Raw genomic sequence first — 22,261 nt, forward strand, 5'->3', positions numbered from 1 at the left:
CCGGAGGAAGCCCCATGAGGCTGACGCGCACCACCCTGGCCGCGGCCCTGCTCTGCCTGCTCGGCAGCGCCGCGGCACCCGCGACGGGCGCCCCCGCCGCCCCCGCCGCCCCAGCACCCCTCCCGGCCGCGCTGCCCGCCGTACCGGGCGCCGCGCCGCGGGCCGTAGCGGACGCCGCGCGGCACGGCCCACCGGACGCCGTACGGCCCGCCGCACCCGGCGCCGCCGCGGCCGCCGCCCGGGCCCGGGCGGCCTTCTTCGACGACACCGCGGCCGAGGAGGCCCTGCTGCGGCTGCTCCCCGAACACGCGGGCCAGATCACCCTGTTCCCGGCCGCCCGCAGCGCCGACGGCAAGGACAGCTTCACCGTGTCCGGCAAGGCCGGCCGCATCACGGTCCGGGCCACCAGCCCGGCCACCATGCTCACCGGCGTCGGCTGGTACCTCCAGCACGTCGCCAAGGTGGACATCGGCTGGCCGGGCGACAGCCTCGGCCGGCTCCCGAAGCGGCTGCCGGCCGTCCCGGCCGCCGTCACCCGGACCGCCCTGGTGCCGCACCGCTACGCCCTCAACGACACCGACGACGGGTACTCGGGCGCGTACCGCACCTTCGCCGACCACGAGCGCCAGATCGACCTGCTCGCCCTGCACGGCATCAACGAGGTCTTCGTGCAGGCCGGCGCCGAGTACCCGTACTACAAGGCGCTCCAGCGGTACGGGTACACCGCCGAGGAGCTGCGCGCCTGGATCCCCGGGCCCGCGCACCAGGGGTGGTGGCTGCTGCAGAACCTGAGCGCCTTCGGCGGCCCGGTCACCGAGCGGCTGCTGGCCGAGCGGGCCGAACTCGGCCGCCGGATCACCGACCGGCTCCGCTCCCTGGGCATGACCCCGGTGCTGCCGGGCTACTTCGGGACGGTCCCGCCCGGCTTCGCCGCCCGCAACCCCGGCGCCAAGGTGGTCCCGCAGGGCGACTGGTCCGGCTTCGACCGGCCGGACTGGCTCGACCCGGCCGGCCCGGTCTTCGCCGAACTGGCCACCGACTACTACGCCGAGCAGCGTGCCGCGTTCGGTGACTCCACGATGTACCGGATGAGCCCCCTGCACGAGGGCGGCTCCGTCGGCGGCTCCGTCGGCGGCGTCGACGTCAAGGCCGGCGCCGCGGCCGTGCAGGCCGCCCTGCACGCCGCGCACCCGGGCGCCCTCTGGGCGGTGCTGGGCTGGCAGGACGACCCCACCAAGGACCTGCTGTCCGGGGTCGACACGTCCCGGCTGCTGATCATCGACGGGCTGTCCGACCGCTACAACAAGCTGGACCGCGAGACCCGCTGGGAGAACACCCCCTACGCGTTCGGCACGATCCCGAACTTCGGCGGGCACACCACCGTCGGCGCCAACACCGGCGTCTGGCTGACCCGTTTCCAGGAGTGGCGGGAGAAGGCGGGGAGCCGGCTGAGCGGCATCGCCTACCTCCCCGAGGCCACCGGAACCGACCCGGCGGCGTACGACCTCTTCACCGACCTGGCCTGGGAGCCCGGGCCGCTGGACCACGCGCGGTGGTTCGCGGACTACGCCCGGCGCCGGTACGGCGGGGAGGACGCGCAGGCCGCGGCCGCCTGGGAGGCCCTGCGCAAGGGCCCGTACGACATGGCCTCGGGCTACTGGTCGGAGCCCCAGGACAGCCTGTTCACCGCCCGGCCGAGCCTGACGGTGAGCAGTTCCGGCTGGGGCAGCCCGCGGGCCATGCGCTATCCCGCCGCCTCCGTTGAGACCGCGCTCAGGGCGCTGCTGGCGGTGGACCCGAAGCTGCGCGGCTCCTCCGCGTACCACTACGACCTGGTGGACGTGGCGCGGCAGGCGCTGGCCAACCGGTCCCGCGTGCTGCTGCCGCGGATCAAGGCGGCGTACGAGGCGAAGGACCCGGCCCGGTTCCGCGAACTGGTCGGCCAGTGGCAGGAGCACGAGCGGATGCTGGCCGCGGTGACCGGCTCCGACCGCAACTTCCTGCTGGGCCCGCGGCTGGCGGCGGCCCGCTCGTGGGGGACGGACCAGGCCGAGAAGGACCGGTACGAGTACGACGTCCGCTCCCTGCTCACCACCTGGGGCACCCACGCGACCAGCGAGTCGGGCTTCCTGCACGACTACGCGAACCGCGAGTGGGCGGGCATGCTGGAGGAGTTCTACGCGGCCCGCTGGAAGGCGTACTTCGCGTCGCTGGAGGAGGCACTGGTGTCGGGAGAAGCGCCGAAGGCCATCGACTGGTTCGCCTTCGAGGACGCGTGGGCGCGCCGGACGACGACGCACCCCACCGAGCCGAGCGGTGACGCGCACGCCCTGGCCACCGCGGTCGCGGAAGCGCTGAACTGAGCCGTGACGGAACACGGAACCGGGGGTGCCGGGGCGGGCGGCGGACGCGGCCGGCCCGGCCTCCCTGCGTCGGCCGGGCTGCTGGGCGCGGCGGCCGGGCTGGTCGCCGGGGTGTCGGCGCTGGCCGCGGCGGAACTGGTCTCGGCGTGGGTGCGCCCGCAGTCGGGGCCGGTGACGGCGGTCGGCGGCGCGGTGGTCGACCTGGTGCCCCCGCCCGTCAGGGAGTGGGCCATCCAGGTCTTCGGGACCTCGGACAAGCTGGTGCTGCGGCTCGGCATCCTGCTCCTGCTCGCGCTGTTCGCCGCCGGGGCGGGCGTGGTGGGGGTCCGCGCCGGGCCGCTCTACGGTGCCGTGCTGGCGCTGGCCTTCGGGCTGGTGGGCGCGATCGCCGCGGCGGGCCGGCCGGACGCCTCGGCACCGGACGCGCTGCCCTCGGCGGTGGCGGGGGTCGTCGCGGCCGCGGTGCTGTACCTGCTGGCGTCCGCGGTGCGCCGGCCGGGGCCGCCGGGCGGGCGCGGGTACGACCGGCGCCGTTTCCTGACGGTGGTCCTGGCGTCCGCGGGCGGTTCCGCGGTCGCGTACGTCGCGGGGCGCCTGTCCGGTGCCTCGGGTGCCGCGGACGCCGCCGCGGACCGTGCGGCCCTGGAGCTGCCGGCGCCGGCCTCCCCCGCGCGGCCGCTGCCGCCCGGTGCCGGGCTGCCGGTGCCGGGGCTCGGCCCCTTCCTCACGCCGAACGCCTCCTTCTACCGGATCGACACGGCACTGGTGGTGCCCCGGCTCAGCGCGGAGCGCTGGACGCTGCGCATCCACGGCGAGGGGGTGACGCGTCCGCTCACCCTGCGGTACGCCGACCTGCTCGCCCGGGAGCTGGTCGAGCGGGACGTCACCCTGGCGTGCGTGTCCAACGAGGTGGGCGGCGACCTGGTGGGCAACGCCCGCTGGCTCGGCGTGCGGCTGGCGGACGTGCTGCGGGAGGCCGGGGTGCGGGCGCCGTCGCGGGGCGGCCCGGCGGACCAGCTGGTGGCCCGCTCGGTGGACGGCATGACCATCGGGACGCCGGTCGAGACGGTGCTGGACGGCCGGGACGCACTGCTGGCGATCGGCATGAACGGCGAACCGCTGCCGTTCGCCCACGGGTTCCCGGTGCGGATGGTCGTACCGGGGCTCTACGGGTACGTGTCGGCCTGCAAGTGGCTGGCGGAGCTGCGGCTGACCACCTTCGCCGCGTACGACGCCTACTGGGTGCGCCGTGCCTGGGCCGCGCAGGCGCCCGTGAAGACCCAGTCCCGGATCGACGTGCCCCGCGGGAACGCCGCGCTGCGCGCCGGCACCGTGGCGGTGGCCGGGGTGGCCTGGGCCCAGCACCGGGGCATCTCGGCCGTACAGGTGCGGGTGGACGGCGGTCCCTGGCAGCAGGCGGTGCTGGCCGCCGAGGACACCGTGGACACCTGGCGGCAGTGGGTGTGGCGGTGGCCCGCCACGCCGGGCCGGCACGTGCTGGAGGTGCGGGCCGTGGACGGCACCGGAGCGGTGCAGACCGGCGAGCAGCGGGGCGTACTGCCGGACGGGGCCACCGGGTGGCACCGGGTGCGGGTGGAGGTGGCGGGGCAGGCGCCCGGGTAGGGGGCGGGGGCGGGATGAGCGGGGTCGGGATGAGCGGGGGAAGCGGCGGGGCGTGGGCCGGGCGGGGAACGGGGCGGCGGGGGCCGGCCGGGCGGCCTGCGCATCACCCGGCCGATCCGGGGTAGGCGCGGTGCCTTGTCGAGAATCGAAGGATTCCCATGACCAGGACCACGACCAGGACCAGGACGCCCACCGGGACCGCACGGCGCACCGGGGCCGCCCCGCGCACGGGTACCGCGCCGGGGACCGGCACCGCACCGGGGACCGGCAGCGCTGCGCCCGCCGGGACCGCCCCGCGCTCCGGCGCCGCCCCGCGGGCCTCGGCCGCGGGTCCGCCCGCCGGTCCGCCCGAGCTGCCGCCGCTGCCGGAGATGCCCGATCCGCGGACCGTCGGCTGCGCCGAGGCGCGGACCCTGTCCGCGCTGCTCTTCGCCCGCATGCGGCGGGCCGAGGAGGGGACCGCCGAGTACTCCCGGCTCCGCAACACCCTGGTGGAGCTGAACCTCAGCCTCGTCAAGCACGCCGCGCAGCGCTTCCGCAACGCCCGCGAGCCGCTGGACGACATCATCCAGGTGGGCACCATCGGCCTGATCAAGGCCATCAACCGCTTCGACCCGGACCGGGGCGTGGAGTTCGCCTCGTTCGCCATGCCGACGATCATCGGTGAGATAAAACGGTTCTTCCGGGACACCAGTTGGTCCGTACGGGTCCCCCGGCGCCTCCAGGAGCTGCGCCTCGACCTCGCGAAGACGGGCGACGACCTGGTGCAGGAGCTGGACCGCGAGCCGACCGTGACGGACCTGGCCGGGGCGCTCGGGATCAGCGAGGAGGAGGTCGTGGAGGGGCAGGGCGCCTCGAACGGCTTCACCGCCCGCTCGCTCGACATCGCCTTCGACGACGCCGAGAACGGCAACCAGCTCACCCGCGCCCTGGGCGGCGACGACCCGCGGTTCGAGCGCATCGAGCTGCTGGAGGCGCTCAAGCCGCTGGTCGGCGAGCTGTCCGAGCGGGACCGGCTGATCCTCTCCCTGCGGTACGTTGAGGAGCTGACCCAGTCCGAGATCGGCGAGCGCGTGGGCGTGTCCCAGATGCAGGTGTCCCGGCTGCTGAGCCGGATCCTGCGGACCCTGCGCGCCGGCCTGCTGCCCGAGGCCCCGCCCCTGCGGCGCGGCGTGCGCCGCCCGGCGGCCTAGTCCCGTGGCGGCCCGGTCGCGCGGGCCCGGTCCCGTGGCGGCCCGGTCGCGCGGCTGCCCGGTCGCGGCGTGAGCCGGCCGTGGCACGTGCCGTCCCCGGCGCACCTGCCGTCCGCGGCAGGTGCGCCGGTGAGCCGTCCGTGGCAGGTGCCGCCGCCCGGGGTGCCTCAGCCGGCGACGTCCTGGTCCGCGGCCGTCAGCCGCACCGTGCTGTCCAGGAGCAGGGCGTGGACCAGGGCGCCCGGGAGGTTGCCGCGCAGTTCGCGGCGCTCGACGTCGTACTCCTGAGCGAAGAGGCCCGGGGGGCCGTACGCGGAGCGGGTGCGCTCGAACCAGCGGGCGGCAGCGGCGGGCCGGTCCTCGGCCAAACAGGCGGCGGTCATCAGGAACCCGCAGGCCAGGGAGGCTCCTTCGGGCCGTCCGGGCACGACGCCGTCGGGCCGGAAGCGGTGCACGAAGCCGTCGCGCGCCAGGTCGTGCTGGACCGCCTGCCGGGTCACCGAGAGGGCCGGCTCGGCGGGCGGCAGGCCGCCGCGGGCCAGCGGCCGCAGCAGGGCGGCGTCGACGCCCGGGTCCTGGCGGCTGCGCTGCCAGCGGCCCGACCAGTGCAGGCAGGTGCGTTCCGTCTCGTGCAGGATCGTGTCGGCCAGTTCTGACCAGGCGAAGGCCACGTTGCGGGGGGCGATGTCCCGGACCGCGGCCCGGAGTCCGCTGACGGCGGCCAGCCGGGAGTGGGTCCACCAGGCGGGGTACAGGTCCCACAGGCCGCCGTCGGGCCGCTGCCAGTTGCCCTCCAGGGCACTGACGGCGACCTCGGCGGCCCGCTCGCCGTCGTCGTCGAGGCGGTCGCGGCGGGCGGCGGCGGCGAGGAGTTCGAGGACCTCGCCGAAGGTGTCGAGCTGGAAACCGCCGTCGGACCGGCCGCCGGCCGGGGTGCCGGCCGGTCCTGTCGCGGCGTCTTCCGCGAGGGGCAGTTCGTGCTCCCGGGGCACGGGGCGGCCGTCGACGCGGTAGGCCGCGTGGAGGTCGGGACCGTACTCCAGCACCCGTGCGGTGACGACGCGGACGGCGTCGTCCAGCAGGCGGTGCGGGCCGTGGGCGGCGACGGCGGTGCCGGCGAAGCACTGGTCGCGGACCCATGCGTAGCGGTGGTCGTGGCCGCCTCCGGCGGCGGCCTGTTCGGGCAGGGGGTTGGCCGCGGCGGCCACCATCGCGCCGGTGCGCGCGGTCAGGCCGGTGAGCACGGCGTACGCGTGCCGGGCGTCGCTGCGGGCGGTGAGGTCGGTGCAGTCGGGCACGGCGGCGGCCCAGTACCGTTCCGTCTCCCGCCACAGCCGCGCGGCCTCGTCGCCCCGTCCGCTGAGCACGCTGCCGCCGCGCGCGTCGGCGATCTCCAGCACGAGGTCGCGCGTGCCCCCGGCGGGCAGGGCGATCAGCGCGGTGACGGTGTCGGGGACCCCGGGCCGGGTGGCGTCCGCGTTCTCGGGCACGCCGCGGAGCCGGAAGCTCAGGGGGCCGCTGCGGCCCACCCAGTAGCCGCGGTCCCGGTGCAGGCCGGTCATCGGGTGGGCGCCGAAGCGGGCCCGGATCGACAGCTCGACGCGGACCAGGGCCGGGCCCTGCACGGCGCGGATACGGCGCAGCAGCACCGCCCGGTGCGGGTCGCCCGGCGCGGCGAGCGCGTCCCGGCACTCGACGACGCCGGCCGCGCCGGTCCAGCGGGTGGTGCGGATCAGGGTGCCCTCCTCGTACCAGCCGCACGGCAGGGACCGCTTGCCCTCCGGCGCCACGGCGAAGTGGCCGCTGCCGCCGGTGAGCTCGGAGAAGACGGCGCCGCTGTGCCAGCGGGGCGCGCACATCCAGACGATGTCGCCGGCGGGGTCGGCCAGGGCGCCGCGCTCGCCGTCGGCGAGCAGGGCGTAGTCGCGCAGGGGGCGCGGGGTGTGGCCGTACACGGACGCACTCATGACCTGCGGCTACCCGGTGGCGGGGGGCGGAACCGGTGCGCGGGCGTTTACCTGGGGCGTCCGCGGACAGGCGCGGGAGGGTACGGGCGGTGTCGGTCCGGAGGTGAGCCATGGCGGAGGAACGGCCTGAGAAGAACGGCGGGCCGGAGCGTGACGAGACCCCGGACGAGCGGGCGGACCGGCGCTGGAACGAGACGCTCCAGGAGGTCCGGGTGGCGCAGACCGGTGCCCAGATCCTGTTCGGCTTCCTGCTGAGCGTGGTGTTCACGCCGCGCTACGCCGAGCTGGGGACCTTCGACAAGACGCTGTACGTGATCACGGTCGCCCTGGGCGCGCTGGCCACGGGCACGATGATCGCGCCGGTGGCCTACCACCGGATGCTGGCCGGCCGTCACCTCAAGCCCCATCTGGTGCGGGACGCGGGGCGGCTGGTGTCGGTGGGGATCGTGCTGCTGGCGCTGACGGTCAACCTGTCGGTGCTGCTGCTCCTGCACGTGGCGACCTCGCACTGGATCGCCTGGGTGATCACGGGGGTGGTCACGGCCTGGTTCGTCATCTGCTGGCTGCTGATGCCGGGCCTGCTGCTGGTCCGCAAGGACGGGGAGCGCACCGCGCGCCGGCGCGGGAACGGCGGGGACGGCGGGGAGAGCCGGTAGTACCGCCCGCCGGGGGGCGACGGTGCGGTTTTCCATCTATGCATGACCTGTCACATGTGAAATATTACCTGCGCTCGGGTCGGCCCACGGGCCGGCCCGTTCCCCGTCTCCGGGACCAACTCCCGAAAGGACCCCTTACGTTGCGCAGACTGATCGCGGCAGGGGCGGCGATATCCCTGGCGCTGCTCGCCACACCCGCGCTCGCCGCACCCGCGTCGACCGCCCCGCCGCCGGCCGCCCCGCTCCCGGCCACCGGCACTCCCCCGGCCGAGGGCCCGGGCCGCGCCGACGCCCCGCCGCCCGCCCCGCTGGAGCTCCAGCGGCAGGCCCTGCGCCGGCAGGCGCTGGAGCGGGTGGCGGCCGGGTCCCTGAAGGCCGGCACCGACGGACGCCTCCCCCAGACGGTCAAGGTCGGCAAGCGCTACGTCGAACTGGCGCAGCAGCGCAAGGACAAGGTCTTCGTGATCCTGGCCGAGTTCGGCGACCAGGTGGACACCACCACCGAGTTCGAGGGCAAGCCGCGGTTCGGCGGCGAGCCCGGCCCCCGGCACAACACGATCGAGAAGCCGTCGAAGGCCGACAACCACACCGTGTGGCGCAAGGACTTCGACCGGGCCTACTACCAGCGGCAGTTCTTCTCGGCCGAGCCGGGCGCGGTGAGCCTGCGCAGCTTCTACCGGCTCCAGTCCTCCGGCCGCTACGACATGGACGGCCACGTCACCGACTGGGTCCGGCTGCCGTGGAACGAGGCCCGCTACGGCACCGACAACTGCTCCGAGCCCGGCCAGTGCCGCACCAACTGGGACATGATCCGGGACGCGACGAACGCCTGGTACCACTCCGAGCGGGCCAAGGGCCGCACCCCCGCCGAGATCAAGGCCGAACTGGCCCCGTACGACGTGTGGGACCGCTACGACGCCGACCGGGACGGGAACTTCGACGAGCCCGACGGCTACCTCGACCACCTGGTCGTCGTCCACGCGGGCAAGGACCAGACCTGGGGCGGCGGCCGGCAGGGCAAGGACGCCGTGTGGGCGCACCGCTGGTTCGCGTACTGGAACCAGGCCGGCCAGGCCGGGCCCGAGGGCAACAAGGCCGGCGGCACGCCGGTCGGCGACTCGGGGCTCTGGGCGGGCGACTACCTCACCGGCGGCGAGAACAGCGGAGTGGGCCTGTTCGCCCACGAGTTCGGCCACGACCTGGGCCTGCCGGACCTGTACAGCTCCGACGGCGACAACAGCGTGAACTACTGGTCGCTGATGTCCGCGGGCTCCTACCTCGGGCGCGGGCGCAACACCACCGGTGACGTCCCGGGCGACCTGGACGCCTGGAGCAAGCTCCAGCTGGGCTGGCTGGACTACACGGAGGCCGACGCCGGCCGCCGGACGCGCGCCGTGCTCGGCGTCTCGGGCTACAACACCGAGGACCCGCAGGCCCTGCTGGTGCACCTTCCGCCGTCGGTGACCAGGACCGACCTGACCGACCCGTTCGAGGGCGGCAGCGCGTGGTGGAGCGGCACCGGCGACTTCATGGACAACACCCTCACCCGGGGCCTCGCCGTCCCCGCCGAGGGCGCCCGGCTCGACGCCCGGGTCTGGTACGACATCGAGCAGGACTTCGACTTCCTGACCGTCGAGGCCTCCACGGACGGCGGCGGCACCTGGTCCGCGCTGCCCGGCACGGTCGGCGGCGCGCCCGTACCGGCCCGCGGGATCTCCGGCACCTCCGGCGGCTGGGCCGAACTGTCCGTACCGCTCGACCGGTTCGCGGGAACGGCCGTGCAGCTGCGGCTGCGGGTGACCTCCGACAGCAACACCCACGGCAAGGGCGTCGCCCTCGACGCGGTCACCGTCACCTCCGCCGGCCGCGAGCTGCTGCGCGACGGGGCCGAGCAGGGCGCGAACGGCTGGACCGCGGTCAAGTGGTCGCGTACGCAGGGCCGTACGGGCATCGCCGAGCACCCGCGCGCGTACGTCGTGGAGAACCGCCGGTACACCGGGTACGGCGCGTACCTGAAGACCGGCCCGTACAACTTCGGCTGGGGCTCCGACCCGGTCCGCAAGGACACGGTGGAGTTCTACCCGTACCAGCCGGGCGTGCTGATCTGGCTGTGGGACACCGCGTACAGCGACAACACCACGAAGGCGCACCCGGGTTCGGGCCTGATCCTGCCGGTCGACGCCCGGCCGGAGGCACTGCGGTACACGGACGGCACGCCGCTGAACGCGCGGGCGCAGACCTTCGACGCGCCGTTCTCGCTGCGGCCCAGCGCGGAGCTGGTGCTGCACCGCAACGGCGTGCCGGTGATCGTCCCCGAGCGTGCGGGCGTCCCGGTCTTCGACGACCGGACGGGCGTGTACTGGAGCCCGGACCTGCCGCAGGTCGGCGTGAAGGTCCCGGACACCGGCACCCGCATCACGGTCCTCAAGGAGGCGCAGAACGGCTTCCGGACCACGGTCCAGGTCAGCCCGTCCCCTTGATCCGGACCCCCCGGGCCCGTCCGTCCTCCTGACGGGACGGACGGACCCCGCCCGGCTCCGAGGAGGGGGCCGGGCGGGGTTTCCGGGGCTCGGGCTCAGGTGCGCAGCAGCCGGTCGAAGAAGGACCGGTACTGCCGCAGGGCCAGCCGGAGGTCTTCGGTGGCGACCTCGTCGCCGGCCTGCCACTGGCCTTCGAGCTGCTGCTTGCGGTCGGCGAAGGTGCCGGCGAGGCCCTGCATCACCGTGGCGACGAGGGTGTCCGCCTCGCGCACGGAGGCGCGGGGGTCGTCGACGAAGCCGCCCTGGATCCTGGTCCACTCCGCGCGCCACCGGACGGCCTGGCCCGCCTCCAGCAGCGGCTCGCCGTCGGGCTCCCGGCCCGCCGCGCCGTCCGCGCCCTGGTCCGCCGCGCCGTCTCCGGAGCTCTGGCCCGCCGCGCTGCCGCTGCCGGCCCCCGAGACGTGATCCGCCGCGGTGCCGCTGCCGGCTCCGGCCGCGGTGTCGCCCTCGCCCTCGGCCCCCGTGGCTCCCGCAGATCCCTCGGAGCCGCCGAGCGCGGAGTCGCCGAGCGCGGAGTCGCCGGGGTCCGCCAGGTCGTTCTCCTGCCGTTCGGCGAGGCTCCGGCCGCCGGGGGGTCCGGCGCCCTCGGTGGCCTCGCCCGGGTAGAGGGGCTGCCGCCCGCCGCCGCCGGGGTCCTGCGCCGCGTCCCGCCCCTCCCCCGCGTCCCGCTGCCGGTCCCGGCCCGGGCCGAGGAGGTCCTCCGTGGCCGGGGTCCGGCCCGTCTCTTCCTGTGCCATGTCATTCACCTCGCCGTGCACCGCCGCCCGCGGTGCCGCTGTCCAGCAGGTCGTCGAAGAGGGCCCGGTAGTGGACCATCGCGCCGCGCAGTTCCTCGGTGGTGACGCGGCCGTCACCGTTGCGTTCGTTCACCTCGTGGGCGCGCCGGTAGTGCTCCAGGGTGCTGCCGTGTTCGACCGACAGGTCCTGGAGCTGCTGCCGGTAGCCGTCGGTGGGGTAGCCGCGTTCGGTCATCAGACGGATCACCAGCGTGTCGGCCTGGGCCACCGCGCTCTCGGGGTGGTCGACGAAGCGCTGCTGCACGCCGCTCCACTCGTCGGCGTACCTGCGCCGCACCTCGGTGGGGAGTTCGCGCAGCTCCAGGTCGTCATGGCGCTTCTCGCGCCCGCGCAGTTCCTTCTCGGCGGCGATCCTGCCGCCCTGCTCCTCGACGGCGCGGTCGTACTCCGGGCCGAAGTCGCGCCGGAGCCGGCGCCGGCGGGAGAACATCCAGACCGCGACCAGCACGATGACCAGGACGACGGCGCAGGCGACGATGATGGCGATGAGTGAGCCGGTCGACATCGGTGCCTCCAGGGGCGTCGGGTCCGCTGTGCAGGCGCTGCTGCCCGGCGGCCCGGCCCCCAAACCCGTGCGTCACGTGCCCGGGCGCAGCCGCACCGGCAGGGCCCGGACGCTGTTGCCGACGAAGCTGGCGTGGCGCGTCAGCCGCTCCTCGGGGACGGCGAGGTCGAGGTCGGGGAAGCGGGTGAACAGCGCCCTCAGGGCGGTCACGGCCTCCATCCGGGCCAGGGGCGCGCCCAGGCAGTAGTGCGGGCCGTGGCCGAGCGAGAGGTGCCGGGCTTCGGTGGTGCGGGTGACGTCGAAGCGGTCGGCGTCGGGGCCGTGGGCGGACCGGTCGCGTCCGGCGGCCGAGTACCCGGCCAGGACGGGGGTGCCGCGGGGGATCACGGTGCCGCCGACGGCGAGGTCCCGTACCGGGTAGCGGAAGGGGAAGTAGCTGACCGGGCTGTCCCAGCGCAGCGTCTCCTCGACGACGTCGGCCCAGCCGGCCTTGCCCTCCTGGACGAGGGCGAGCTGGTCGCGGTGGGCGCAGAGGGCGCGGACGGCGTTGGTGATCAGGTTGAGGGTGGTCTCGTGCCCGGCGATGATCATCAGCAGCAGGGTGCCGATCAGTTCGTGGGCGCCGAGCCGGTCCCCGTCCTCCTCCCGGGCCAGGATCAGGGCGCTGGTGAGGTCCTCGCCGGGGTCCTCGGTACGCGCCTGGGCGACGGCGCCGAGGAGCGCGACCAGCTCCCGGTTGGCGGCGAGGACGTCGGCGGGGGCGATGTCGGTCGAGACGATCCGGTCGGAGAGGTGGTGCAGCCGGTCGTGGTGCTCGGCGTCGACGCCGAGCAGGTCGCCGATGACGCCCATGGGCAGCGGCATGGCGAAGTGGCGGCGCAGGTCGGCGGTGCCGTCGGCGTCGGCCGCGGCGCGGTCGAGTCCGTCGAGCAGCCGGCCGGTGAGCTCCTCGACGCGGGGGCGCAGCTCCTCGACGCGGCGGGCGGTGAAGGCCTTGCTGACCAGGGAGCGCAGCCGCCGGTGGTCGGCGTCGTCGGCGGTGGTCATGCCCTGCACGGTGGCGAAGGTCTTCAGCGGCCAGCCGTCGGGGATCTCCCCGGCCTGGAGGGCGGCGAAGTGCCGGGCGTTCTTCGCGACGTCGGGGTGGGCCAGGAACTCCTTGAGCGCCTCGTGCCCGAGCACCGCCATCCCCTCGACACCGCCGGGCAGCAGGACGGGGGCGACCGGCCCGGCGGCGAGCAGCCGCGCGTTGTCCGCGTGCGGACAGCCGCCGGCGGGATCCATGCGATGCGGAGTGCTCAACGGGGCTCCTCGGGTGCGGGGTTCCGGCCGGGCGGGGAGGCTCAACTGTCTTCGGGGACAGGCTAATTGATCCGGGGCCTGCCGGCCGGTCGCCGGACGGCGCCGGACGCGGGTGGCGGCGGGTCGCGCACGCCCCCTTGAGGCATCCGCACCGTGTCGATCACAATCACGCGGCATGCCGCACAGCCAGTGGATGCGTTACTTCTCGCCTACGGTTCAGCACCGGCGGCTCGGGCTGGTGTGTCTCGGGGTGGGGTTGCAGAGCGGGGAGCTGCCGACCGTGGGGCCGCGGCGGCTGGACCATCACGTGGCCGTGGTCGTCACGCGGGGGCGGGGGTGGTTCAGTCATGGCGGGCGGCCTCCGCAGGCCGTCAGCGCGCCGGTGCTGCTGTGGCTGGTGCCGGGGGTGGAGCACCACTACGCGCCGGACCCCGGTACCGGGTGGGACGAGTGCTTCGTGGACTTCACGGGGCCCGGCGTGGAGGCGTACGCGGACCTGGGGTACGTCACACCGCAGTGTCCCGTGGTACCGCTCCGCGAGACCGCCGAGGTGCAGCACATCGTGGACGGCATCGTGCGGGCCGCCCGCCGGGACAGCCCCCTGCTGCACGTGGAGGCCGCGGCCGCGGTGCACGCGCTGCTGGTGGCGCTGCGGTACGCACGGCTGGAGGTGACCCGGCAGGGCGAGGCGGTGATGGAGGCCCTCGCGCGGGACGCGCTGCTGCCGATCTCCGTGGCCGAGCACGCGGCCCGGCTCGGCATGCCGCTGGCCGAACTGCGGGGCGCGGTGCGGCGGATCACCGGGGAGGGCGTGAAGGAGTACCTCCTCGGGATACGGCTGGACCGGGCCAAGGAGCTGCTGGTCCGTACCGACCTGCCGGTCGCCGGGGTCGCCCGGCGGGTCGGGTACGAGGACGCCTCCTACTTCAGCCGGCTGTTCAGCCGACGGGTGGGGGTGGCGCCGGTCCGGTTCCGGGACCAGCGCCAGGGCCGCTAGCGGTCACGGGCGGTGGCCGACGTTGAGTTCGGCGACCGAGGTCCACGGGTTGCCGCCGACCTCCCGGGTGGCCCTGAGCCGTACGTAGCGGGCCGTGCGCGGCGTGAGGGTGACGGTCTGCTGCGCGGTGGTGTCCGGGAAGGTGCCGGCGGCGGCCGCGGCGCCCCAGGTGACGCCGTCCGTGGAGGTGAAGACCTGGTAGTCGGCGATCCGGCCGTTGCTCTGGCTCTGCCGGGGCAGGCAGTACAGGGCCGTGACGTCGTAGGCGGCGCCGAGGTCGAGGGTGATCTCGTGCGGCATCGGCGCGGTGGACTGGTACCACTGGGTGTGCCAGATGGTGGCCGGGTCGCCGTCCAGGACGTTCGCGGCGCGGCCGTTCTCGCCGGCGGTCTCCTCGCTGTCCACGGCCGTGACCCTCATCTGCGCCTGCGGGACGAGGCGTTCGCCGCCCCCGCCGGTGCCGAGGTCGTCCACGGTGAGGTCGTCGAGGATCAGGTCGGCCTCGTTGTGGGAGCCCTCGCCGGTGACCTTTCGTACGCCGATCCAGGCGCCGGCCCCCGCGGTGAACGTGGTGCTGAACGCCGTCGGCGTGCGGGCCTGGCCGAGTGCGGTGGCGGTCTCGGTGCTCCCCGCGCCGGTGATGAACTGGTAGTCGCCGGCGAAGCCGTTCTCGTACAGGAAGTTCACCCGGTACGTGTGGCCCTCGGTGAGCGGCAGGGTCTGCGGGAGGGTGCGGTAGACGAGGCCCTGGCGCTCCTCGTGGGACTTGAGGGAGTTCTGCCCGTTGATGACGTCGTCGACGAGCTTGCCGCTCCATCCGGCCTGCGTGTACGGCGCGTTGCGCTGGGCGATGTGGGTGCGGGGGTCGGTGGCGGTGCCGCCGGCGCCGCCGAAGACGAAGGGGCCCCAGCCGGCGTCGGTGTTCTCGAAGTCCTCGGCGTAGGTGTGGCCGCCGAGCGGGGTGCGGGCGGAGGGGACCACCCGTACGTCGTCCAGGTACACGGTGCCGGTGGCGGCGGTGGCGGTGAGCTGGAGGGTGGCGGTGGACTGGCCGGCCGGCACGTCGAAGAGGACCTTCATGCGCTGCATCTTCGTGCCGTTCTTCTCGCTGCCGCCGAGGGTGTTCGTCAGCGGGGAGGAGTCGGCGGAGACGGCGGCGGGGGTGCCGCCGGCCGGGGTGACGGTGAGGGTGGTGGTGCGCCCGGCGGGGGTGGAGACCCAGACGGAGGCGGCGTGGGTGCCGGGGGTGAGGCCGGTCAGGGTCTGGGAGACCTTGGGCGAGGTGCCGGGGGCGAGGACGAGTTCGTGCTGGCCGAGGGCGTTGCGGGCCACGGAGGCGCCGGTGCCGGTGACGGTCCAGGCGGTGAGGTCGCCGGCGTGGAAGCCGGGGTCCTTGAGGGGGGTGCCCTCGCCCCACCGGGGGTCGGCCGGGGCGGGGGCGGCCCCGTCGTAGAGGACGTACGCGGTCTTCGCGGTGGCGTTGAGGGTGATCTGGCCCTGGCTGACGGGCGGGTCGGAGACGTACTGCCGGCCGGTGTCGGTGAGCCGGTAGAGCCTGGGTGCGGTCCAGCCGGCGGGGAGGGTCCAGGTGGTGGTGCCGCCCTTGGCGTTCCAGTGGTAGAGCTTGCCGTCGCGCGGCAGCAGGTAGCTGTCGCCGTTGAGGACGAGCCGGCCGCCGGTGGTGATCCTGCGGGTGTTGCCCGAGGTGGTGACCTTGGTGCCGTCGGCGAGGGTGACCGTGCCGCCCGACCATCCGGTGACCGGGGAGCCCTGGAGGTACTTGGTGGGGAGGTTGACGCCGAAGGTGGTGTTGAGGAAGGCGGTGAAGTCCTTCTTGCCCTGCCAGCCCTCGTACGCGGTGACCTCGGCGCCGCCGAGGAGCGGGTGGCCGGCGATCCAGTCGTCCTTGACGTGGTTGCCGATGAAGCGGGCGATCGTGGAGTTGATGCCCTTGAGGTCGGTGCCGCCGTAGCCCACGTCGGCGGCCCAGTGGTGCCAGAGGGACTGCTCGGTCAGGGTGTTGGGGAACTCGGTGGCCAGCTGGAGGCCCAGGCCGCCGATCTCGCGCTGGAGCCTGCGGGAGACGTAGCCGTCGCCGTACCAGACGTCGACGTAGAGGAAGTCGAGGCCGGGCACGGCGTTCTTGAGGTCGGCGAGCCGTTGGAGGCGCTGTCCGGACTGGCCGTCGCGGCGGGTGTCGACGTAGTAGGACTGGTCGAGCCAGTCCCAGCCGAGTCCGCCGGAGTGGCGGGCGGGGTCGAAGGTGGCGGAGACCGGGTACTCCTCGGTGGCGTTGACGTGCACGCCGAAGTCCGCGTTCCAGGCGTGTCCGGCGGTGGTCAGGGCCCGCAGTCCGGCGGCTCCGCCGAGCTTGGCGCCGACGTTCTTGTAGTCCATGTGGGCGGAGTCGTGGCCCTCGGAGGCGTAGCCCTTGAGCAGGACGAACTGGCCGAGGCCGTCGGTGGCGAGGGCGACCCGTTTGGTCTCGTCGAGGGTCTGGGCGAAGGGGTGGGTGGCCTGGGAGGCGAAGTTGAAGGGGATGCGCTGCACGACGCGGTCGGCGGTGTGCTGCCAGCCGGTGGGCGGGGTCCAGATGTCGCGGTGGGCGACGGCCGCGTCCTGCCAGTCGACGGCGGAGTCGCCGTTGCGGTCCGCGGTGATGGCGACCCGGGCGTACGGGAGAGGCTCGGTGTCGGTGTCGGCGGCGCCTTCGGCGCGGTAGAGCCAGTCGCCGCTCCAGAGGCCGGCCCGCCGGTGGGTGCCCTTGTCGACGACGCGTTTGGCGATCCGGCCGTTGTCGCGGGCGGTGCCGCCGGAGGGCTTGTCGTAGAGGGAGTTGGAGTCGATCGCCGCGGCCAGTCCCGCGGTGTTGAGCAGCCCGTACATGACGGTGGTGGGGGCGGCGTCGACGGGGGTGTTGGCGGTGACGGAGGTGAAGGTGTCGCCGCTGCCGGTGGTGGCGGTGTGCATCCGGGCGGTGGCCAGGGCGGCGCCGGGCTGGTCGCTGCGGACGCTGACGAGGGTGTGGTCGGGGACGGCGAAGGTGCGGACCCGCAGGGCGGGGGTGTCCTCGATGGCGGTGACCTTGAACTCGACGACGGAGCCGGTCACCTGGATGCGGGAGCGGATGGTGACGCCGGAGAAGGTCATCGTGTAGTCGACGGCGGCGGCGGACACGGCGGAGGTCACGGCGGGGGTGTGGGCGGTGCCGTTGACCTGGATGGTGGTGAGGGGGTCCGGGTTGCCGTCGAGGGTCTGGCCGGTGGCGCGGTGGGTGTAGCCGATGACGCGGGGGAAGTCGGCGTCGACGCGGACCGTGAGGTCCGCGGAGCCGATCGTCACGGGGGTGGCGGCCTGGGCGGGGAGGACCGCGAGCAGGGCGGCCACCAGGCCGCCCGCGGCGGCGGCCGCCGCGGTGCGCAGGGGGGTTCGCATCGGTCCAGCTTGCGGACGGCGGGGCGGGGGGCCCATGGACAAACCCGGGGGTGATGTTGGACTTCCGGAGGCGGGGCGGGGGGCGGTGCGGGCCCCGTACTGGCCCTCCGCGGCTACTTCGTGGCGCGGGTCAGGCCCTGGGCGGCCGCGCCGCGGGAGAGGACGGCTTCGGTGACCCCGGCGTCGACGCGTGCGTACTCGGCGCGCTTGCGCGCGGCGCGGGAGCCGGGCGCGGGGTCGCAGGAGGCGCACTCCACCCGGAAGGGCGGCTCCGTGTCGGAGAACTGGGTGAGGTATTCGGCCCTGGTGACGTCGAAGCGGCCGGGGTGGGCGGCGGAGGGGGTGAAGGTGAAGCGGGGTACGGAGGACCAGTTGCCGCGCTTCATCTCCGGCGGGGCGAAGCTGGCGACCTGGTCGCCCATGCCGTAGACCACCCAGGTTCCGTTGACCTTCTCGTAGGGCTGCGGCACGTGGTTGTGCGTGCCGAGGACCAGGTCGACGTCGGGGAGGCCGCCGGTGCGGGCGGCGGTCAGGGCGCGGGCGAGGTCGCGCTGCTGCGCGTCGGGGGCGGTCTGCCATTCGGTGCCCCAGTGGACGCTGAGGACGACCACGGCGGCGCCGGCCCGCCGGGCGGCGCGGGCGTCGGCGATGATCCGGTCGCGGTCGAGGAGGTTCACGGCCCAGGGCCGGCCCTCGGGGAGCGGTATGCCGTTGGTGCCGTACGTGTACGAGAGGTGGGCCACGGTCGCGCCGCCGGCGGTGAGCAGGGCCGGGGTGCGGGACTCGGCCTCGGTGCGGGCGGAGCCGGTGTGCCGGATGCCGGCCCGGTCGAGGTGGTCGAGGGTGCGGGCGAGGCCGGCGTACCCGGCGTCCAGGGTGTGGTTGGAGGCGGTGGAGCAGCCGTCGTACCCGGTGTCCCGGAGGGCGTCGGCGAGCTGGTGGGGCGCCTTGAAGAGCGGGTAGCCGGTGTAGGGGCCGCCGGGCTCTCCGTACGGTATCTCGTGGTGGCAGAGGGCGAGGTCGGCGGCGGAGACCACCGGTTTGATGCCGGCGAGTATCGCGCGGAAGTCGTGGCCGTCGCCGCGGGCGTCCGCCCGCGCCCGCTGGATGATCGAGGGGTACGGGATGATGTCGCCGGTGGCGACGAGGGTGAAGGGGCGGTGCCCGGCGCCGGGGGCGGGCGCGGGGGCGTCGGTGGCGCTGGGCGACGCGGGCGCGCCGGGTCCCAGGCGCTGGCCGGTGGGGTCGGGTGCGGCGGGCAGTCCGCCGAGCAGGCGGGTCGCGAGGAACGTACCGCCGGCGGCGAGCGCGAGCCCGGCCACCACCCCCGCGAGCAGCCGCGGCCGTCCGCCGCGCCCGCGCTCCGGCCCCTCTGTCATCCGTCGGCCCCTTCCCGCTCCCCCGTGGTCGTGCGGACCACTGTCGCACGGGCGTTCGCCGCGCGCCGTGGGTTACGGGCGGCCGGCGGGTCAGCCGGGCATCTCGGGGAGCAGGCCGAGCTGGTCGAGGAACTCCAACTGGTCGAAGTAGAGGCGGTAGTTGACGATCCTCCCGTCGGCGGCGGTGGCGAAGTCGGCGCCCCTGATGCGTACCTCCTTGTGGGTGGCGGGCAGCAGCTCGCCGGAGGGCAGTTCCAGCGGCCCGGTGTTCCGGCCGCGGTAGAAGCCCTCGTCGGCGGCGGTGTCGCCGGCCTCGTGCGAATACAGGTACTCGAAGGTCCCGTCCGGCATGGCGTCCATCATCTGCCGGAAGTACTCGACGATCTCGTCGCGGCCGCGCAGCTCCCCCATGTCAGGGGTGACGGCGACCGCGTCCTCCGCGAAGCATTCGGCGAGGGCCTTGATGTCCCGCGTCGTCGTGAACGCCTCGGTGAGCCGGTCCATGAGTTCCCGCGCCTCTCCCATGATCCACCTCCTGCGAGCACCACGGGTGACCTCCTCATTTTCCCACCGTCCGGTCCGCCGCGCGGGTCGGCCGGCGGCGGGGGATCCTGGAGCTGCGGGGGTTCCTGCCGACGCCCCCCGGGAGGCGCCCATGGATCCGGTGGCCGCGCTGCGGCGGATCGCGTTCCTGCTGGAGCGCGCCCAGGCGCCCACGTACCGGGTACGGGCCTTCCGCACCGCCGCCGACCAGGTGGCCGCCCTGCCCGCGGGCGAGGCGGAGCGGCGGGCCGCGGACGGCACGCTGGAGCAGGTGAAGGGCATCGGCCCGAAGACGGCCGGGGTGGTCCGCGAGGCGCTGGGCGGCGAGGTGCCGGCGTACCTGCGGAAGCTGGAGGCGGAGACCGAGGAGCGGCTGGCCGGCGAGGCCGCCGGGCGGGGGCTGGGGAACGGCGGCGAGGGGGCGCTGGCGCTGCGCCGGGCCCTGCGCGGCGACTGCCACCTGCACTCGGACTGGTCGGACGGCGGGTCCCCGATCGAGGAGATGGGGCGTACGGCCGCGGCGCTCGGGCACGAGTGGGCGGTGCTGACGGACCACTCGCCGCGCCTGACGGTGGCGCGCGGGCTGTCGCCGGAGCGGCTGCGGGAGCAACTGGACGTGGTGGCCGGGCTGAACGCGCAGTGGGCGCCGTTCCGGCTGCTGACCGGCATCGAGTGCGACATCCTCGACGACGGGTCCCTGGACCAGGAGCCCGAGCTGTTGGAACGGCTCGACGTGGTGGTGGTGTCGGTGCACTCGAAGCTGCGGATGGAGAAGCGGGCGATGACACGGCGGATGGTGGCGGCGGTGCGGAACCCGCACGCGGACGTGCTGGGGCACTGCACCGGGCGGCTGGTCACGGGCCGGGGGCGGCCCGAGTCGGAGTTCGACGCGGCCGAGGTGTTCGCCGCCTGCGCCGCGGCCGGTACGGCGGTGGAGGTCAACTCCCGGCCGGAGCGCCTGGACCCGCCGCGGCGGCTGCTGCGGCAGGCCGTGGACGCGGGGGTGCTGTTCGCGGTCGACACCGACGCGCACGCGCCCGGGCAGCTGGACTGGCAGATCTACGGGTGCGAGCGGGCCGTGGAGTGCGGGGTGCCGGAGGAGCGGGTGGTCAACACCTGGCCGGCGGACCGGCTGCTGGCGTGGACGCGGGGGGAGGAGTCGTGAAGGACGTGCCGGTGGGAGCACAGGGTGCGGGCCGGGGTGGCGGGCGGGAGCCCGGGGGGCCGCCGGCGGGGTCCGGGGAGGGCATCGACTGGTCGGGCACCCGGGGTGCCCGGGCCTTCGCCGCAGTGGAGGCGGCCACGGACTGGCTGCTGGGATACCCCTTCGTCTTCCGGGCGCTGGCCCCGCGGGTGGGCGGGGAGCGGCTGCTCGTCGACTACGGCTGCGGTCCCGGCCGGGTGGCCGACCTCGCGGCCCGCGCCCTGGGGGCCCGGGTCGTGGGCGTGGACACCTCCCCGGAGATGCTGGCGCTGGCCAGGGAAGGGGCGCCGGCCGTGGCGGAGTTCCTGCCGGTCGAGGACGGGCGGGTGACGGGGCTGCCGGACGGCTGCGCCGAGGCGGTGATGTGCAACCACGTCCTGGCCTCGCTGCCCACCGAGGAGGCGGTGCTGGCGGTGTTCCGGGAGATCCGGCGGCTGCTGCGGCGGGGCGCGCCGCTGGTGCTGCTGTCGACGGACCCGGCGTGCGCGGGGATCGAGTACGCCTCGTTGCAGGTCGGCCGGCCGGGTGCCGCGTACGGGCCGGGCGACCCGATGCCCCTGTGGCTGCGGCTCGGCGACGGGTCCTGGCAGGAGGTGCGCAACCACGCCTGGCCGCCGGGGGCCGTGGCCGGGCTGCTGGAACGGGCCGGGTTCGCGGCGGTGGCGCAGCACCGCCCGACGGTGGCGGAGGCCCTGACGGTGGCGGACCCCGCGCACGTGCGGAGCCGCGACTGGGCGGCCGAGCGCTCCCGCCCGCCGCTGGTGGTCACCACGGCCCCGGCAGTCTGAGACCGGGCGGCCGCGCGGGCCGTCGGGGCGGTCCGGGCCGGGTGGGGGGGTGGTCAACCCCCCTCTTCAGGCGGGGCGTCGGGCGCTGGTGCGCGCTCCCGGCGGGTTCCTATGCTGCCGGGGCGCCGCCGATCCGGCGCCCCGAGAGCTCCTTCCGTGCCCGTCACCCCGGAGGTTCCGTTGGCCGTCCCGTCCCGCCGTGTCCCGCGCACGGCCGCCCTGATCGTCGCCCTGGCCGCCGCGTCGGCCGTGGTCACCGGTCCCGCCGCGGTCGCCGCCCCGGCCGCCGGCCCCGCCGCGGCGGTCACGGCCGCCACGGCCGTCGTCGTCGGCAACCCCGGCACCCAGACGACCCTCCAGTACGACTACGTCAGCCTGCAGATGACGGTGGGCGGCGGCACCCCCGGCTACCGCTGGTCGGCCACGAGCCTGCCCACGGGCCTGACCATCAACGCGTCGACCGGGCTCATCACGGGCGTGGCCCGCGGCGCCGGCACGCGGACGGTCACGGTCACCGCCACCGACGCGGCCGGCGCGACCGGCAGCGCGACCTTCACCTGGCGGGTCATCAGGGACGCCTGCCCGCGCTGCTGAGCGGGGGCGGGACGACGGCAGGGGCGGGGCCGCGCGCAGGGGCGCGGTCCCGCCCCTCCGGCGTTCCCGGGGCACCGGGACGGCCGCTCCGCCGTCCGCCCCCGGCCCGCGCCGTCATCCGTGGCCGTCCTGCCCCTCCTCGTCGGGAGAGGGCAGGAATCCGATGCACTCGACGTCGATCTGGTCGGCGATCTCGCACAGGGCACCGGCCAAGGCCAGGACCGTACCCGGTTCGAGGTCCGTCTCGTCCTCCCCGACCGTCTCCACCCAGCCGGCGCCGAGGCGGCGGAGCAGGGCGGTGACCTCGCCGGCGGGGATGAGGAGTCCCCCGTCGGGCTCGGAGACCAGCGGCACGGATGCGTTGTCCATACGCAC

At 75.2% G+C, this 22,261-nt stretch carries 17 protein-coding genes; 9 read left to right on the forward strand and 8 right to left on the reverse strand.

Going from position 1 to position 22,261, the window contains the following annotated elements; translation table 11 throughout:
• The first annotated feature begins 14 nt into the window (after positions 1–14).
• The 3 genes from ACIQUR_RS02510 (at position 15) to ACIQUR_RS02520 (ending at position 5,179) form a co-directional block, all read left to right on the forward strand.
• Positions 15–2,363, forward strand: a complete 2,349-nt coding sequence (locus tag ACIQUR_RS02510) for an alpha-N-acetylglucosaminidase (RefSeq protein WP_403657001.1) — start codon at positions 15–17, stop codon at positions 2,361–2,363.
• A gap of 78 nt (positions 2,364–2,441) precedes the next feature.
• A complete protein-coding gene (locus tag ACIQUR_RS02515) occupies positions 2,442–3,986 on the forward strand; it encodes a molybdopterin-dependent oxidoreductase (RefSeq protein WP_403657970.1) in 1,545 nt (514 codons plus the stop codon).
• A 158-nt stretch (positions 3,987–4,144) separates the two neighbouring features.
• Entirely contained in the window at positions 4,145–5,179 is a 1,035-nt protein-coding gene (locus ACIQUR_RS02520) for a SigB/SigF/SigG family RNA polymerase sigma factor (protein ID WP_403657004.1), read from the forward strand.
• Between the two features lie 167 nt (positions 5,180–5,346).
• Here ACIQUR_RS02520 and ACIQUR_RS02525 read toward each other — a convergent pair whose 3' ends face one another.
• On the reverse strand, positions 5,347–7,146 hold the full coding sequence (locus ACIQUR_RS02525) for a glycoside hydrolase family 15 protein (protein ID WP_403657007.1): 1,800 nt from the start codon (positions 7,144–7,146) through the stop codon (positions 5,347–5,349).
• Positions 7,147–7,256: 110 nt separating this feature from the next.
• On the opposite strand from ACIQUR_RS02525, the gene ACIQUR_RS02530 reads away from it, so the two are divergent.
• On the forward strand, positions 7,257–7,802 hold the full coding sequence (locus ACIQUR_RS02530; RefSeq protein WP_403657010.1) for a DUF6328 family protein: 546 nt from the start codon (positions 7,257–7,259) through the stop codon (positions 7,800–7,802).
• A gap of 140 nt (positions 7,803–7,942) precedes the next feature.
• Complete coding sequence (locus tag ACIQUR_RS02535; protein ID WP_403657013.1) at positions 7,943–10,282, forward strand: immune inhibitor A domain-containing protein; 2,340 nt, start codon at positions 7,943–7,945, stop codon at positions 10,280–10,282.
• Positions 10,283–10,377: 95 nt separating this feature from the next.
• On the opposite strand, the gene ACIQUR_RS02540 is transcribed toward ACIQUR_RS02535, so the two are convergent.
• The 3 genes from ACIQUR_RS02540 to ACIQUR_RS02550 all read right to left on the reverse strand — a co-directional run bounded on the left by ACIQUR_RS02540 (position 10,378) and on the right by ACIQUR_RS02550 (position 12,928).
• Positions 10,378–11,079, reverse strand: a complete 702-nt coding sequence (locus ACIQUR_RS02540) for a hypothetical protein (protein ID WP_403657016.1) — start codon at positions 11,077–11,079, stop codon at positions 10,378–10,380.
• 1 nt (position 11,080) lies between these two features.
• Entirely contained in the window at positions 11,081–11,644 is a 564-nt protein-coding gene (locus ACIQUR_RS02545) for a hypothetical protein (protein ID WP_403657019.1), read from the reverse strand.
• A 72-nt stretch (positions 11,645–11,716) separates the two neighbouring features.
• Positions 11,717–12,928, reverse strand: coding sequence for a cytochrome P450 (locus tag ACIQUR_RS02550; RefSeq protein WP_403657973.1), 1,212 nt, complete (start codon positions 12,926–12,928; stop codon positions 11,717–11,719).
• A 193-nt stretch (positions 12,929–13,121) separates the two neighbouring features.
• Here ACIQUR_RS02550 and ACIQUR_RS02555 point away from each other — a divergent pair, with 193 nt between their 5' ends.
• Positions 13,122–13,943: a helix-turn-helix domain-containing protein gene (locus tag ACIQUR_RS02555; protein ID WP_403657022.1), complete on the forward strand. Its 822-nt coding sequence runs from the start codon at positions 13,122–13,124 to the stop codon at positions 13,941–13,943.
• A 3-nt stretch (positions 13,944–13,946) separates the two neighbouring features.
• Here the strand turns inward: ACIQUR_RS02555 and ACIQUR_RS02560 are convergent, their stop codons facing one another.
• The 3 genes from ACIQUR_RS02560 to ACIQUR_RS02570 form a co-directional block, all read right to left on the reverse strand.
• A complete protein-coding gene (locus tag ACIQUR_RS02560) occupies positions 13,947–17,378 on the reverse strand; it encodes an endo-alpha-N-acetylgalactosaminidase family protein (protein ID WP_403657025.1) in 3,432 nt (1,143 codons plus the stop codon).
• Positions 17,379–17,491: 113 nt separating this feature from the next.
• The gene (locus ACIQUR_RS02565) at positions 17,492–18,757 is read right to left on the reverse strand and encodes a CapA family protein (RefSeq protein ID WP_403657028.1); all 1,266 of its coding nucleotides are present in this window, start codon (positions 18,755–18,757) and stop codon (positions 17,492–17,494) included.
• Between the two features lie 90 nt (positions 18,758–18,847).
• Positions 18,848–19,282 (reverse strand): ester cyclase, encoded by a 435-nt coding sequence (locus ACIQUR_RS02570; protein ID WP_403657031.1) that lies wholly within the window; start codon positions 19,280–19,282, stop codon positions 18,848–18,850.
• A 130-nt stretch (positions 19,283–19,412) separates the two neighbouring features.
• Between ACIQUR_RS02570 and ACIQUR_RS02575 the strand changes: the two genes are divergently transcribed.
• From ACIQUR_RS02575 to ACIQUR_RS02585, 3 genes are all read left to right on the forward strand, one after another.
• Positions 19,413–20,465 (forward strand): PHP domain-containing protein, encoded by a 1,053-nt coding sequence (locus ACIQUR_RS02575; protein ID WP_403657034.1) that lies wholly within the window; start codon positions 19,413–19,415, stop codon positions 20,463–20,465.
• 11 nt (positions 20,466–20,476) lie between these two features.
• Entirely contained in the window at positions 20,477–21,292 is an 816-nt protein-coding gene (locus ACIQUR_RS02580; protein ID WP_403657037.1) for a class I SAM-dependent methyltransferase, read from the forward strand.
• A 180-nt stretch (positions 21,293–21,472) separates the two neighbouring features.
• On the forward strand, positions 21,473–21,886 hold the full coding sequence (locus ACIQUR_RS02585; RefSeq protein ID WP_403657040.1) for an Ig domain-containing protein: 414 nt from the start codon (positions 21,473–21,475) through the stop codon (positions 21,884–21,886).
• 114 nt (positions 21,887–22,000) lie between these two features.
• Here ACIQUR_RS02585 and ACIQUR_RS02590 read toward each other — a convergent pair whose 3' ends face one another.
• Complete coding sequence (locus ACIQUR_RS02590; protein WP_403657043.1) at positions 22,001–22,255, reverse strand: DUF6213 family protein; 255 nt, start codon at positions 22,253–22,255, stop codon at positions 22,001–22,003.
• Between the last annotated feature and the right edge of the window lie 6 nt (positions 22,256–22,261).

Origin of the sequence: Streptomyces sp. NPDC101132, assembly GCF_044759225.1 — a bacterium.
Lineage (GTDB): Bacteria > Actinomycetota > Actinomycetes > Streptomycetales > Streptomycetaceae > Streptomyces.

Excerpts from the sequence above, each read along its gene's own strand:
- ACIQUR_RS02565 (WP_403657028.1), bottom strand. The coding sequence starts at position 18,757 with ATGACAGAGGGGCCGGAGCGCGGGCGCGGCGGACGGCCGCGGCTGCTC.
- ACIQUR_RS02550 (WP_403657973.1), bottom strand. The coding sequence starts at position 12,928 with ATGGATCCCGCCGGCGGCTGTCCGCACGCGGACAACGCGCGGCTGCTC.
- ACIQUR_RS02560 (WP_403657025.1), bottom strand. The coding sequence starts at position 17,378 with ATGCGAACCCCCCTGCGCACCGCGGCGGCCGCCGCCGCGGGCGGCCTG.
- ACIQUR_RS02570 (WP_403657031.1), bottom strand. The coding sequence starts at position 19,282 with ATGGGAGAGGCGCGGGAACTCATGGACCGGCTCACCGAGGCGTTCACG.
- ACIQUR_RS02590 (WP_403657043.1), bottom strand. The coding sequence starts at position 22,255 with ATGGACAACGCATCCGTGCCGCTGGTCTCCGAGCCCGACGGGGGACTC.
- ACIQUR_RS02555 (WP_403657022.1), top strand. The coding sequence starts at position 13,122 with ATGCCGCACAGCCAGTGGATGCGTTACTTCTCGCCTACGGTTCAGCAC.
- ACIQUR_RS02510 (WP_403657001.1), top strand. The coding sequence starts at position 15 with ATGAGGCTGACGCGCACCACCCTGGCCGCGGCCCTGCTCTGCCTGCTC.
- ACIQUR_RS02540 (WP_403657016.1), bottom strand. The coding sequence starts at position 11,079 with ATGGCACAGGAAGAGACGGGCCGGACCCCGGCCACGGAGGACCTCCTC.
- ACIQUR_RS02520 (WP_403657004.1), top strand. The coding sequence starts at position 4,145 with ATGACCAGGACCACGACCAGGACCAGGACGCCCACCGGGACCGCACGG.
- ACIQUR_RS02525 (WP_403657007.1), bottom strand. The coding sequence starts at position 7,146 with ATGAGTGCGTCCGTGTACGGCCACACCCCGCGCCCCCTGCGCGACTAC.
- ACIQUR_RS02545 (WP_403657019.1), bottom strand. The coding sequence starts at position 11,644 with ATGTCGACCGGCTCACTCATCGCCATCATCGTCGCCTGCGCCGTCGTC.
- ACIQUR_RS02530 (WP_403657010.1), top strand. The coding sequence starts at position 7,257 with ATGGCGGAGGAACGGCCTGAGAAGAACGGCGGGCCGGAGCGTGACGAG.
- ACIQUR_RS02575 (WP_403657034.1), top strand. The coding sequence starts at position 19,413 with ATGGATCCGGTGGCCGCGCTGCGGCGGATCGCGTTCCTGCTGGAGCGC.